Raw genomic sequence first — 15,536 nt, forward strand, 5'->3', positions numbered from 1 at the left:
TATGAAAAGAAAATCCATAGTTATTGCGTTACATTTTTTTGCTATAACCACCTTTGCGCAAGAAAGTTTTCCGTACAAAAATCCAAATCTGCCAACAGAACAGCGTGTCAATGACTTGGTATCGAGAATGTCATTAGACGAAAAAATAAATCAGTTAATGGATTCTGCTCCTGCAATTGACCGTTTAGGAATTCCAGAATACAACTGGTGGAACGAATCGCTGCATGGCGTTGCTCGCGCAGGATTTGCCACTGTTTTTCCACAATCTATTTCAATTGCTTCCTCTTGGGACCGCCAGTTGATATTGGATGTTGCAAACGCAATTTCTGATGAAGCTCGTGCCAAACATCATGAATATCTACGAAGAGGACAGCACGGAATGTATCAGGGATTGACTTTTTGGTCACCTAATGTGAACATATTTCGCGATCCACGCTGGGGACGCGGACATGAAACGTATGGGGAAGATCCGTTTCTAACAAGCCAATTAGGTCTTAATTATGTAAATGGCCTTCAAGGCAATAACGAAAAATATTTAAAAGTAGTCGCTACAGCCAAACACTATGCCGTGCATTCTGGTCCAGAACCGTCCCGCCATTTTTTTGATGCGAATACGAGCGATATTGATCTTTATGAAACTTATCTTCCTGCCTTTAGAACTTTGGTAAAGGAGGGGCATGTTTATTCTGTAATGGGCGCGTACAACCGTTTTAGAGGGGAGTCGGCCAGTGCAAGCCCTTTTCTTTTCAATATTTTGAGAAATGTCTGGGGATTTAAGGGTTATATCGTATCTGATTGTGGCGCTGTCACGGATATTTGGAAATATCATAAAATAACAAATGATGCCGCAAGTGCTTCTGCATTGGCGGTAAAAAATGGTTTAGATTTAGAATGTGGAAGCAGTTTCCAATCTCTGAAAGAAGCTGTTGACCGTAAATTAATTGCTGAAGCAGACATTGATACTGCCGTGAAGCGTTTATTTACTGCTCGCTTTAAGTTAGGAATGTTTGATCCAGATGAGATTGTTCCTTTTGCGCAAATTCCATTTTCAGTAAACAATAATGCGGCAAACGATTTTCTAGCCAGGACGGCTTCGCAAAAAAGCATTGTTCTTTTGAAAAACCAAAATAACGCATTGCCGCTTTCTAAAGATATCAAAACGATTGCTGTTATTGGACCAAATGCTGATGACATTCAATCTTTATGGGGAAATTATAGCGGAGTTCCAAGTAATCCTGTTACCGTTTTAAAAGGAATTCAGAATAAATTGGAGCCAAATGCAAAAGTTTTATATGCTAAAGGAACTGATTTAGCAAAAGGAGTTCCTGAAATGAAAATTATACCATCAATATATTTCCAGAATGAAAACGGAACGCAAGGTTTAATTGGAGAATATTATGCCAACCGTGAATGGAACGGAATACCTCTTTTCACTCGTATAGACGACAATGTTGATTTTCATTGGGACATCAACACTCCTGATCCTCGTTTGAAAATGGGCAACTATAGTGTAAAATGGACTGGTTATCTAACGGTTCCTAAAACGGGAACTTACAATATTTCAGAATGGTCGAAACCTTTTATGACTGTTGAAATTGAAGGCGGAAAAACTACTGGAGGAAAAAATAATCATCATCCTCGTTTTCGTCCGCAGAAAATAGATTTAGAGGCAGGCAAAAAATATAAAATAGAAGTTAAATACCAGAACTTCTATGGAGATGCCATTGCACAGCTATTATGGGCAGAACCTGAAGAAGACATATTGCAAAAGGCAGTCCAGACAGCAGAGCAAGCAGATGCCGTAGTTCTTGTTTTAGGGCTTAATGAGCGTCTTGAAGGCGAAGAAATGAAAGTGGAAGCGGATGGTTTTAATGGTGGTGACCGAACAAGTTTGGATCTTCCCGCCAATCAAGAAGAACTTATGAAAGCGGTTAAAGCTACCGGTAAACCTGTTGTTTTAGTTTTAATTAATGGAAGTGCACTTTCTGTAAATTGGGCCAATGATAATCTGCCTGCTATTTTAACGGCGGGATATCCAGGGCAGCAAGGCGGTAATGCAATTGCAGATGTTCTTTTTGGAGATTACAATCCAGCTGGAAGACTTCCTGTAACATATTACAAATCTGTAGATCAGCTTCCTAAATTTGAAAATTATGATATGGAAGGCAGAACTTATAGATATTTTCATAAAACACCTCTTTATCCTTTCGGATTTGGTTTAAGCTACACGACTTTTAAATATTCTAATTTACATCTTCCTAAAGATTTCAATTCTGATGTAAATTTTAAAGTCTCTGTTGACATAACCAATACAGGGGAACGCGATGGAGATGAAGTGGCTGAATTGTACATTAAAGACGAAAAAGCCTCAACTCCACGTCCGATATGCCAGTTAGAAGGTTTTGAGCGAATTCATCTTAAAAAAGGAGAAACAAAGACCGTTACTTTTACCATTACTCCAAGACAGCTTTCTATGATCAATAAGAAAAAACAGAGAGTTGTAGAACCTGGCTGGTTTACCATTTTTGTTGGAGGAAAACAACCAGATGGATCTAATGACATTCAAAGCGGAAGAATAAATTTTAACGGAAAAACCATAACTCTTGAAAATTAAGCTTTTACAAACTATAATACTAACTATTTACTATTGTTAGTATTTACAATAAACCAAACCTCGCTGTCGCGAATTATCACTTTTTATTATTTATTTTATTGTGGTTTCGGTCTACGGTTGCACCGTAGACCGTAGACCGCAAACGTAAGCAAGATGTTAAAGCTTACTTTTTTGCTGAAGGAAATTTAACATCATGAGCAATTGGAACTTCTTTCATTACTTCTAATATGCATAAATAAGCCAATAAGCTTCGCAGGAAATACGCTACCTCATCGAGTATATTTATGATTTTATGATAGCCACGATTTCCTTAAACCCTTTTGATTCCGCATGCTGTAATGGGGTTACGCCATCGTGGTCAGGGATATCCATTTTCGCTCCTGCATCTTTCAAAATTCGAACAATCTGCTGGTATTTCAAGCTTCCATCTCCTAGTACAATAGCCTCCATTAAAGCGGTCCATCCTAAACGGTTAATATGATCAATCGGATAGTTCTTGGTATTAGCAAGCAATCTCACTGTTTCAATATGACCACGTTCACAGGCAGGTATAAGTGCCGATCCATTATAGCGGTTGAAAATATCAAAACGTGCACCATTATTCAAAAATAACTGCACCAATTCAGTCTGACCACTTGCACCAGCATATAGAAAAGCGCTGTCCTTGTTCTCAGCTTGCTGGTTCACATCTGCCTTATGCTTTACTAAAATCTTCGCCATTTCTACTTGCTTACCCATTGTGGCAATAAGCAGTAGAGAACGTTTATTACTGTCCGTGGTATTTACATTCGCTCCATTCTCTAAAGCTTTCACAACTCCTAAGGTATCATTCTGATGCACCAAATGCAGGATATCTTTTTGCATGATTTCATTTTTTTTTAAAGCTCTAACTAGCTGGCACGAACAAACAGAAATTATTAGTGTTATTAAAAGGACTATACTATTTTTCATGGACAGATAAATTAGAAAAAATATTTACGTTGTAAGTCAGATATTTTATTGGCAATATACGTAAAACTCCTTCTGTCCAACAACTGGCATCAATAAGAGTCACTGCGCAAATGCAAACAATTGAACTAATCTCACCTTATTATTTCTTGGATTGCCAAAATCTATCTTTCCCCTCTGCAATCCATTCTAGAGATTGCGCAATTCTCTTGTTTCTAGTTTCATCTGTTTTTGCGTCTGCAATCCAGATAATATAATTTTTACGGAATGATGGCGATTTACTTTCAAAAATTTCAGTCGCTTTACCATCCTTCTTCAATGCATCTATAAATTCTTGAGGAGCGACAACTTCTGCAGCTGATTTTTCTTTTACTGGTTTAGGTTTAGCAGTGCCATTCTCATTTAAAACCATTGCTTCTTTAATATACGCAATTAATTTTTCTTTGCTTGGCAATTCAGATAAGTCTTTTATCTTGTCTAAATATCCAAATTTCTTGCCCGCCTGCACGCTTGCCTGAATCTCTTTGTCCTTCATTAATTCAGCTTTATACAAACTAAATGAGCAATGCTGTTTAAAACCGCCCATCATAACTAAATGATCGCCTTTGTAAGAATAATGTGGCGTTCCCCATTTAATATTCTCCTCTGCCTCGGGACAGGCACTAAAAATTATCTCTCGTAAATGGTTTAAAATAGGCTTTGCAAAGTCAGCCATTTTTGCAATGTAATCTGTAACGTCTTTGTTATAATTTTCCATTGATTGAACTATTTATTATATGATGAAATTTTAAAACATGCAAATACTACTAAACTCTAATACAAAATAGTATCATTTTTTCCTCTTAAATTATGACAACCCAAATTGCTCTAATTTATAACAAATCTACTAAAACGAAAATATATTTTTATCCTTAAATATAACATTATTATAAACATTCTTTCTTAGTTTAAAAGCTTCATCTGAGATTAGAATGTAAACTGCAAAAACATTATTAAATAAAAAAAACAACCCGAAAGTTGTTTTAATTTTATTCTATTATTTCTTAATTATCTGCAAATGTTTGACAGAATAATAATCGCCTAAACATTTGATATATTATCATTTAAAATTCCATCCCAATGTCAAACCAAATGCTGCTGGAGTGATTTTAGCATTTTGTTCTGTACTATACAAACCATTAGCTTTTCTGTCGGCGGTTGATGCTGGATTGTATCCAACATAAGACTGATTCTTGTTTTGATCAAGTATGGTTCCATATCCGTTTTCGAGAAACATCGCAGCATATAAAGCATTCTTTTTACCAATATCAAATGTAAATCCGAACTCAAAAGAGCTCATAAAAATACCTTTTGTTTCATATTCCCCTGATCCAGAATAACTGCTTCCCTGCCCTATTCCATATTCTGGTAAATCATTAATTGTCAAATTAAAATCAGGATAATAAGCACTACCATTTACATTATCTGCAGTCGCTTTTATTTTATAACTAACCGGTAAAAAATACTTTACTCCTCCTCTAAAATTAAAATCAATCCCTTTGTTAATGTTCATTTTAAATTGCAAAAAAAGTGGGATTTGAAGGGCCTGCAATGTTTGTTTTTCTTTATAATTACTGGTAGTAACACTATAAATAAATGCCGAACCAGAAGCATCTACTTCATAATTTGTCAGTGTAGTAGAAGAAGAAACCAAAGATACATTTTGCTTGTATTGTGAGAATTCTAATCCTGATCCAATTCCGATGTTTTTTGTAAAGGAATAGATATATCCAACTTTTACAGCTCCTCCCATTTTAGTTTCGGCTACTGTTCCTGCTACGTTGCTTTCAAGACTAGCCGCTCCTGTTTGTACCCCAACGTAAAATTGAGCATTCGCAATTGTAGAAAAAAGCGCTAATATAATTCCTAATATGTGTTTACGATTAAATTTCATGTCTGTTATTTTTTACCAGAATAATCCATCCCCATTTATAAATAATGGGGACTTCATACCCATTCATTTATTTAGTTTTTCACTAAAAGGTTTTTTGTAAACGTTTTACCATTTGTTAAAGTGAGCCTTACAATATAGACACCTTCAACAGCTGGAGCCAGTAAAGTAGTCTCATTTTCATTGGTCACTTTTTGATCTACCAACGATCCACTTATACTAAACACGTCAACACGAGAATTTATCATTTTAGCTGGATCAAAATTGGTAACCAATTGATAAGTCTCATTACTTTTAACTGGATTCGGAATAATTTTAATCACCTCATTTGTTGCAGTTGAAGACAACTTTAATGGACAAGAAGTGATTAATGTTCCGTCTAATTTTTTAGCAACTGCGTAATATGTTCCATTTAAACCTCCAGCTTCTTTGTAATATTGCAAAGTTTGACCTGCAACAAGAATTCCGTCTTTGTACCACGCATACGATGTAAATTCTTTTGAACTATTGTCAAAGAAAATAACATTGTCAAACTGTTGCCTGATTAAATTTGGCTGGCTATTTAAAACTGGTAACGTTATACTTTCAGCTGCATAGTAATTGTTATTACCAGCTTGTGAAGCCATAATTGTTCCTGAACCAGAATTTTTAAAGATTAATTCATTATTGAAAATCGTTACCACATCTATATTCGAAGAAACATAACTTATTGGTAAACCACTATTTGAACTAGCAGTTAATACAGTTGTAGTTGCTCCGTCACAATTCGAAACTAAAGTTTGATTCCAAGTGATTACCTGATTTGCTCTGGTAATTTCAAAGTCTTTGCCTATATACGTAATGGCATAATTGTTACCCGCAGTCAAAGTTCCTTGTCCTATTTCATAAGTTCCAACATTCTCTCCAATTGCTCTTTTTAATGTACCTGAGAAAATATCATTTCTAACTAAAGCAGGTGAAACCGAATAGGTAAGAGTTGAATCTGTTTCTCCGTATACTTTTGTTTGAAAATCATCTGCCGTTACAGTTATTGGTTTAGCGGTAACTATAAGATTGCTTTCTGTGTAACTAATCGCATAATTTGGACCAGCGCTTAAGTTTCCTTGTCCGATAGCATAAGATCCTACATTCTCGCCTGCTGTTCTTGATAAAGCTCCTGTAAAGGCATCACTTCCAACTAAACCCGGTGAAAATGTATAAGTCAAAACAGGATCAGCAGAGCTGTAGATTTTGGTTTTACTATCTGCTGTCACTGCAATTGGTTTAGCAGTAACTGCAAGATCGCTTTCTGTGTAACTAATCGTATAATTTGAACCAGCGCTCAAGCTTCCTTGTCCGATAGGATAAGATCCTACATTCTCGCCTGCTGTTCTTGATAAAGCTCCTGTAAAGTAATCACTTCCAACTAAACCTGGTGAAAATGTATAAGTCAAAACAGGATCAGCTGAACCGTAAACCTTTGTTTTACTATCTGCTGTCACTGCAATTGGTTTAGCAGTAACTGCAAGATCGCTTTCTGTGAAACTAATTGCATAATTTGAACCAGCGCTTAAGGTTCCTTGTCCGATAGCATAAGATCCTACATTCTCGCCTGCTGTTCTTGATAAAGCTCCTGTAAAGTAATCGCTTCCAACTAAACCTGGTGAAAATGTATAAGTCAAAACGGGATCAGCTGAACCGTAAGCCTTTGTTTTACTATCTGCTGTGACTGCAATTGGTTTAGCGGTAACTGCAAGATCGCTTTCTGTGAAACTAATCGCATAATTTGGACCAGCACTTAAGCTTCCTTGTCCGATAGCATAAGATCCTACATTCTCGCCTGCTGTTCTTGATAAAGCCCCCGTAAAGGCATCACTTCCAACTAGACCAGGTAAAAATGTATAAGTCAAAGCAGGATCAGCAGAACCATAGATTTTGGTTTTACTATCTGCTGTGACTGAAATTGGTTTAGCAGTAACTGCAAAATCGCTTTCTGTGAAACTAATTGCATAATTTGAACCAGCACTTAAGGTTCCTTGTCCAATAGCATAAGATCCTACATTCTCGCCTGCTGTTCTTGATAAAGCTCCTGTAAAGACATCACTTCCAACTAAACCCGGTGAAAATGTATAAGTCAAAACAGGATCAGCAGAACCATAAGTTTTTGTTTGACTATCTGCTATGACTGAAATTGGTTTAGCAGTAACTGCAAAATCGCTTTCTGTGAAACTAATTGCATAATTTGAACCAGCACTTAAGGTTCCTTGTCCAATAGCATAAGATCCTACATTCTCACCTGCTGTTCTTGATAAGGCCCCCGTAAAGGCATCACTTCCAACTAAACCCGGTGAAAATGTATAGGTCAAAACAGGATCAGCAGAACCATAGATTTTGGTTTGACTATCTGCTGTAACTGCAATTGGTTTAACGGTAACTGCAAGATTGCTTTCTGTGAAACTAATTGCATAATTTGAACCAGCACTTAAGGTTCCTTGTCCGATAGTATAAGATCCTACATTCTCGCCTGCTGTTCTTGATAAAGCTCCTGTAAAGGTATCACTTCCAACTAGACCCGGTAAAGACATATAACTCAAAGCAGGATCGATTGAGCCGTAAGTTTTTGTTTGACTATCTGCTGTGATTGAAATTGATTTTTTTTCAATAGTAAGAGTAATGTCTCTTAATCCTGATCTATAATTCCCATCAGCAACCTGAGTCGCACGTATTGTTACAGTACCAGCATTGACTAATGTAACTTTTTTATTATTTGTTTCGGACAAAATTACCGAACCTGTTCCTCCTGCAATTATAGAATAACTGATGTTTCCTGGAGAATCAGAAATTGCAGTTAAATCAAAATCAGCATCGCCATAGATTTTGCTAATATCTGCAAAAGTAATCGTAGGGCTAATAGCTGCATCGACTAAAACAGCCGTAGTCACACCTACATTATTCAACAGTAAATTTGCATCGTTTGTTGCAAAGTCTCTTAAAGCTCCTCCATTAAGCCTTATAGTGCCAATCTCAATACCATCAGTATCTAATTCTCCAGCTTGAACGATGTATCTAAAGGTTAAACTACTCGAACCTGAGCCACTAAAATAATCAACTTGGCGAGTTGTAGCCCCAATAGTTATTGCTAATTGCGGTGTGCCACTAACGAATACACTTTCAGGAAAATTAACCGTAAAATCTAGAGTATTTCCAGTTGTATATGTTCCATTTACAGGTACAGTCAAATTTATTACTTCTGGTGCAGCTGTATCTATGGCATAGTTATTAGAAACGGTAGTTCCGATTCCTGTATTACCTGCTGCATCTGTTACACCAGTATTGAACAATGTTATAATATTAGTCGCTTCTGCAATATTTGGCGTCGGTGTAAGATAGGCTGTCCAAGTAACACCGCCATCTAATGAACGTACTGCACCTAATGTTCCACCTTCTACTATAAAACCAGCATTGGTAAAACCTGTCACTGCTTCTGAAAAAGTAAAAGTTACCAAACTCGTTTCACCAATCTTCAAATTTGTATCTGCAACCTCTATAGATGCGGTTGGTGCAGCTGTATCTACGGCATAGTTATTAGAATAGGTCCTAGCGTTCCCTGCATTACCTGCTAGATCTGTTATGCCAGCATTGTTCAATGTTATAATATTACTTGCATCTGTAATATTTTGTGTTGGTGTAAGATAGGCTGTCCAAGTAACACCGCCATCTGATGAACTTACTGCGCTTACTGTTCCGCTTTCTACTGTAAAATCAGCATTGGTAAAACCTGTCACTGCTTCTGAAAAAGTAAAAGTTACCAAACTCGTTTTACCAATCGTCAAGTTTATATCTGCAACCACTATATATGCGGTTGGTCCGACAGCATCAACTAAAACAGCTGTAGTCTCACCTACATTATTTAATAGTAAGTCAGCATCGTTTGTTCCAGAGTCTTTTAAAGTGCCTCCGTTAAGAACTAAAGTACCGATAGTAATACCATCATTATCTAATTCCCCAGATTGAACAATGTATCTAAACAATAAACCACTCGTCCCCGAACCACTCATATAAATAGCCTGGCGCGTTGTTGCTCCAATGGCTATTTCCAATTGAGGTGTGCCGGTAACCGTAATATTTCCATTGAAATTAACTATAAAATCCAGGCTATTCCCAACAGTGTATATTTTATTTGCAGGAACATCTACACTTGTTACAATTGGCACAGAGATAGCAAACGTGATTTTTGTATTATTTACACCACCAGCATTTTGTGTAGTAATAGTATAAGTATTTGAGGCAGTTGGAGCCGTTGGTGTACCCGAAATAACACCCGATGTAGTATCAAAATACAAACCGACAGGTAAAGCCGGACTAATTGTATAAGTTTTTGTAGGGTTTGGTTCCGGTGTACCTCCTGTATTGGTAGGAGTCAAAGATGCTATAGCAGTTCCCGTAATATATGTTGTCTTAACTCCCGCATATGAAATATTTGGTACGGCTGGATTTACCGTAACATTAATTTTCGCCCTTGTACTTTCGCAACCGTTTACAGTTTGCGAAACCCAATAAGAAGTTGTTCCCAAAGCACTAGTTAAAGGCGTAATTGTCGAAACGCTTGTGCTTGTTGTTGCATCTGTATACCATTTCAAATTTGTACCGTTTGTCGTAGTTAAGGCAGACGCCGTTGCTCCAAGAGTATAAACTACCGGAGTAGACACAGTAGGTGCGGCAGGTACAGGATTTACAGCAACATTCACTGCATTTCTGGTAACAACAATTTTTTTTACGAGACTATTGTTGGTATCTGCTACAAAAATATTTCCCGAACCATCTATAAAAACACCGTACGGACGGTTAAAATCATTTCTTACAGTTGACATAGTAAGTCCATCAGGAGATATTTTATTAATGCTGTTTGTTCCGTAATCTGCTTCATATATATTTCCAAAAGCATCTATTGCAAGTCCAATTGGATTATTAATTCCAATAGTCCTTAAACTTTTAACACTCCCATCAGGAGCTATTTTTTTAATAGCATTATTGTTGGTATCTGATACATAAATGTTTCCGGCAGCATCTAAAGCAATTCCTTGCGGATGATTAAATCCAATTGCCAATGTTGTTGTAGTAACGCCATCAGGAGAGATTTTTTTTATAGCATTATTAAATTGATCTGCTACATAAATGTATCCAGCAGCATCTACAGCCACATTACAAGGTCTGTTAAAACTGCCTCCTAAAGTTGTAACAGTACTTCCGTCAGCAGATATTTTTTTAACTGCATTATTAGTACTTTCTGCTACATAAACATTTCCGGCGGCATCTAAAGCAATACCAAATGGACCACTGAGTCCACTTTTTAAAGTTGTAATAGTAAGCCCGTCAGGAGACATTTTTTTTATTGCGTTATTAAGCTGATCTGACACATAAATAGTTCCTGCTGCATCTACGGCAATTGAAGTTTCTTTATTGAAGCCACTTCCTAATGTTATGGGAGCAAATGTTTCTTCTAAATAATAAGTACCAGTAGCGAGTGCTGTAGTTGAGTTCAATGCTGTTTGGCTGATGTCGGAGCTGTACCATTTATAACTACTGCCGACAGTAGTCCCTGTACTCAAATTGGTAACAGTTGCAGAACCGCAAAATGATTGAGATGTCTGTGCTATCCCGCTGGCAAAATTCAGCAAAATAAAAACCATCAGTATCGATAATCTGGAAAGCAGCCGATCGCGTGTTTTTTTTAAGACCACTCTCAGCGAATAAGTAATTTTTGTCATATTCTATTTTTTGCAGACAAAAGTAAAATAGAGGCTATGGTAAGAGATACTCCAAAAAGTTTTATTCAAAAAAATCTATAGCCCAAAAAGTCATTTTGACTATATAATCAAAGCAAAAAGGAAGTTTATAGAGCTACTTCTAATTCTTGTTTTTGAAGTTCAGACGGCAGAACACCATGATGTTTTTTAAAAGCGGTACTAAATTTACTGGTGTTTTCGTAACCAAACTTATATGAAATTTCCTTTATGAGAAGTTTGTTTTCTATAATAAGTTCTTTGGCTAAGATCATCTGTTTTTCCTGAAAATATTTATAGATGGGTTTTCCAAAAAACTGCTTAAAATCTGATTTGAGTTTGCTTTCAGAAATCTTAAATTTTTCAGCCAAAAAATCAATTCCAGGAAATTTGTCAAATAAATTACCTAATAAATAGTTTTCGACTTTATTGATACTAAATTTATCATTATAGTCAATGACAGAATGTCTTTTAATCACTTCTTGTTTCTTGCAAATTTTCAAGAAATCAAAAATAAGATTCAAAGTATAAAGTTTAAACTGGAGAAAATCGATATGAGTTGATTCATTATTCATATTCATAACTTCGTCAAACAAGCCAAAATTTTTCAATACCTCTTCTTCTTCATCAAGCGGCCAAGCAATATAAGGTGTATCAGATGCTATAAAATCATTTAATCCCGCTTCAGAGAACAAACTATTTTGAACAAGATTTTTTTGCAGCCATTCTTCACTAAAATACAGAGTGATGTATTTATTATTTGCGCCTTTAAAATTCACATCACAATTGCGTTCTTTTGGTTTAAAGAATGTCCAACTGTAATTCGCGAAACATAATTGTTTTTCACAGATTTTCATATCAGCTACTACACGAGTTGTAACATTATTTAGACTAAGCATATAATAGCCTCCATCCTCAATTTTCAATTCCTGAGGATTATCATAAATAAGATCAAAGGCAACATTCGTTTTATATTTCATCTTAGAATAAATAACCCAAAGGCCCTCTTCTAATTCTTGATAGTTAAAACCTCCTGAACAAAATGGCGTATTAGCATAAACACTCTGCTTTACTCGATTGTGTTTCATAAACGGGTAGTTGGCAAGACTCTCTACCAGATCCTGCGGAGATTTACTGCTATAAGGAAGATGATAGAAACCATTGCTGTACGTAAAAAAGTACTGCTTAAATTGGTTTAGCCAATTCTGTAATTTTTGTTGAAGCATTTTATGCGTAAAAAAAGTTTACTTAAAACCATTTATTAGAATACCGATTTTTTATTCTTCTAAAAAGCAGGTTTTGTCGTTGTCAAATATAGTCGTAAATGATCTTCCTTTGCAAATTGCACTATTAAAATTATTTAAAAATGGAGTTGATACTTTTTTGTGACTAAAAGAGTAGGCTCTATATAACTAAAGTTGTAAAAAAATAAGGACATAAAACTTAAAGTTGACTTAACATCCTTTTTCCCACTGCATCATAATGCTTTAATCTCTTGATCGTAAATACTCACATATTCAAAAAAAAATTGAATAAAAAAAACATCTAAAACATTAATAATTAACATTTTAACTGTTTCATTTATTTTTATTTTATGTTTCTTTACGCCCTCTATTTCCCGATGCAGAAATTAACTTTCCTTATTTAATAAGGTTTAAGCAATGTCGAGGTACAAATAAGGTACAAATTTTACACTTTAAAATCTTACAAAAAACAATATTGGTTATTTTGATAATATTTGGTCAAATAACAGCCTTTTCGCAGAACATTTAACGTAGTAGTTAGTGCAAATATAAAAGAAATAATCTTACAACTTTGAACAGTCATAAATAATTGAACATAATTGTAATATGCTCTAAATTATCATTGGGATTTTATTTAATTTAGCACAACATAATTAACATGCTGTTTTACAAATAATTACATTAAAACTATATATATTAAACGTTTTATTTTAATAATAAATCAAATCTATATGGGAGCATCACATCGTTATTTTGATCCCGAGTTTAAAGAAAAAGCAGTACTGTTAAGTTATAACCGAAGCAATAACAGCAAAACTGAAAGAGAACTCAATATACCGCAAGGTCTATTACATAAATGGCGCAGGGAGTACGAACTATTGGGTAACTATTGTTTCCCCGGTAAAGGCAAACCTAAAGTGAAAATGGAGAGTTTTATTGTTACTGATCAATCAAAAAAAAGCAGAAAATCAAAGAACCTTTTCTTTAGTCCTGAATTTAAGGAGAAAGTGGTGCAGCAAAGTTATGGGAGTACTAGTATTTCAAAACTGGAAAGAGAACTCAATATACCGGGTGGACGTCTTCATTGCTGGCGCAAAACCTATGAAAAATTTGGCCCGGGATGTTTCTGCGGAAATGGCAGAAGCCGAATAGATCCCCCACGCCAAAAAATAATTGAACTGGAAAAAAAATGCCTCGATTCAGAGCTTAATTGTGAAATCTTAAAGAACTGCGTTCCCTACTTTCGTAAAGGTCGACTTGCCGTATTTGAGTTCGTAAAAGAAAATGAAAGAAAATATACCCTTCATAGAATGTGTCGGGTATTGCAAATATCTGAAAGCAGCTATCGTATCTGGAAAGCCGAGCCACTTTCAAATACTAAGAAGCGTATAATTTTACTAAAAGAAAAGATAACAGAGACATTTAAAAATTCCCATGGATTTTATGGCTGCACTAAAATTGCTCAAGAACTCACCAATAATGGCACAAAAATATCTTACACCCAAGTAGGGTTATACATGAAAGAGATGCGACTGCGGCAAAAAGCAAAAAGGAAATTCAAAATCACAACTAATTCCAAACACAATAACTACACATCACCCAATCTTCTCTACCGAAAGTTTAATGTTACGTCTGAGTCAATGGTCTGGGTTTCGGACATTACTTATATACAAACCGATAAAAGGTTTTTATATCTTACGGTCATCATGGATTTGTACGACCGGAAAATAATTGGATGGAGTCTTAGCACTACTATGTCTGCCCTGAAAACCACAATTGCTGCCTGGGACATGGCCGTTGTGAATCGCTCAGTTTCAGAAGGGTTAATATTTCATTCTGATCGTGGCGTACAGTACGCCTGCAGAGCTTTTACCAACAGACTGGAATCATATAAAGGTATCATCCGTAGTATGAGTCGCAGAAAAAACTCACTGGATAATGCCCATGCTGAGAGTTTCTTCAATACACTTAAAAGAGAATTGATATATCAAAACAAATTATTGCCTAGGAAGGATATTAAAATATTGATTATTGATTACATAGAAAATTGGTACAACAAAATAAGAATACATTCCTCCCTCAATTATCTGACTATTGAAGAATTTAATGCTTCCCATAAACCATAAAACTTATTAATTTCCATATTGCACAAAAATTTTATTCTATATGAAAAAGAGTCAAAGAATTTATGATCGTGATTTCAAAGTAATGGCTGTAATGTTGAGTCATAAGGGAAGTACTATTGAAAAAGTTGAGCAAGAACTCGGTATCACAAAAACACTCCTGAATCGATGGCGGCAGGATTTTAATAAATATGGCAAAGGAAGCTTTCCTGGTTGTGGAAATCCTAGACTAAATCCAGAAGACAATAAAATTTATCTGCTCAAAAAAAGAATTGAGAAAGCGGAACTTCATTCTTCAATTATATCAAATGCAGTTCCTTATCTTTCTATGGGACGAATTGCCATATATCACTTCATTGAGAGATTTGAAAAAAAGTGTTCTGCAAAACAAATTTGCAAAATTCTTGGCGTAGACCAGCGTTCCTATAGCAGATGGAAAAACCACTATTATACGCACGAAAGAAAAAAAAGAAAAATAGAATTACAGCAGAACATAACGGCTCTTTTTAATGAAAGTAAAAAAAGATACGGTTATATGAGAATAGCCGCTGAACTTCAAAAAAGAGGCTACAAGATCTCAAGCTCAACCACGGCAAGGTACATGTGTGAATTAGGTCTTTGTGTTTCAATTAAAAAGCCTTAAATCTACCGATCTTTATTATAATATTATATCAGCACTAAGGATACTACCACTAATTATTAGTCCAGATTCATAATTTCAAACTCGACACTAAAACTTTTTAAGCAAAAAACAAATGTATAATTAGTTTTAACAAGTCACCATATACTGAAAATACAGAAGTTGTTTGACGAGAAACCGAAGGGCTCTCATTTTAAAAACTTTTTATCAAGCTGCTGACCACTCATAGGGAATAATCCAAAAGGAATGACATAGGAATGCCTGTCAATATCTTA

At 35.5% G+C, this 15,536-nt stretch carries 8 protein-coding genes; 3 read left to right on the plus strand and 5 right to left on the minus strand.

All coding sequences use genetic code 11. The features are described 5' to 3' along the window. The first annotated feature begins 1 nt into the window (after position 1). Positions 2-2,614 carry a beta-glucosidase gene (locus AC5ZCW_RS21690; protein ID WP_496121702.1) on the plus strand — a complete coding sequence of 871 codons (2,613 nt, stop codon included), beginning with the start codon at positions 2-4 and terminating at the stop codon, positions 2,612-2,614. 282 nt (positions 2,615-2,896) lie between these two features. On the opposite strand, the gene AC5ZCW_RS21695 is transcribed toward AC5ZCW_RS21690, so the two are convergent. The 5 genes from AC5ZCW_RS21695 to AC5ZCW_RS21715 all read right to left on the minus strand — a co-directional run bounded on the left by AC5ZCW_RS21695 (position 2,897) and on the right by AC5ZCW_RS21715 (position 12,480). Continuing rightward, positions 2,897-3,478 carry an ankyrin repeat domain-containing protein gene (locus tag AC5ZCW_RS21695; RefSeq protein WP_496121704.1) on the minus strand — a complete coding sequence of 194 codons (582 nt, stop codon included), beginning with the start codon at positions 3,476-3,478 and terminating at the stop codon, positions 2,897-2,899. Between the two features lie 226 nt (positions 3,479-3,704). Continuing rightward, positions 3,705-4,319 (minus strand): YdeI/OmpD-associated family protein, encoded by a 615-nt coding sequence (locus tag AC5ZCW_RS21700; protein WP_496121706.1) that lies wholly within the window; start codon positions 4,317-4,319, stop codon positions 3,705-3,707. Positions 4,320-4,661: 342 nt separating this feature from the next. Further along, positions 4,662-5,495, minus strand: a complete 834-nt coding sequence (locus tag AC5ZCW_RS21705) for a hypothetical protein (protein ID WP_496121708.1) — start codon at positions 5,493-5,495, stop codon at positions 4,662-4,664. Between the two features lie 71 nt (positions 5,496-5,566). Further along, positions 5,567-11,239 (minus strand): MBG domain-containing protein, encoded by a 5,673-nt coding sequence (locus tag AC5ZCW_RS21710; RefSeq protein WP_496121710.1) that lies wholly within the window; start codon positions 11,237-11,239, stop codon positions 5,567-5,569. A 125-nt stretch (positions 11,240-11,364) separates the two neighbouring features. After that, on the minus strand, positions 11,365-12,480 hold the full coding sequence (locus tag AC5ZCW_RS21715; protein ID WP_343543991.1) for a helix-turn-helix domain-containing protein: 1,116 nt from the start codon (positions 12,478-12,480) through the stop codon (positions 11,365-11,367). Positions 12,481-13,229: 749 nt separating this feature from the next. On the opposite strand from AC5ZCW_RS21715, the gene AC5ZCW_RS21720 reads away from it, so the two are divergent. Both AC5ZCW_RS21720 and AC5ZCW_RS21725 read left to right on the plus strand, forming a co-directional pair. Beyond that, entirely contained in the window at positions 13,230-14,624 is a 1,395-nt protein-coding gene (locus AC5ZCW_RS21720; protein ID WP_496121712.1) for an IS3 family transposase, read from the plus strand. Positions 14,625-14,664: 40 nt separating this feature from the next. Further along, a complete protein-coding gene (locus tag AC5ZCW_RS21725) occupies positions 14,665-15,264 on the plus strand; it encodes an IS3 family transposase (RefSeq protein WP_496121714.1) in 600 nt (199 codons plus the stop codon). The last annotated feature ends 272 nt before the right edge of the window (positions 15,265-15,536 follow it).

The organism is Flavobacterium sp. PLA-DH12, from assembly GCF_059511845.1.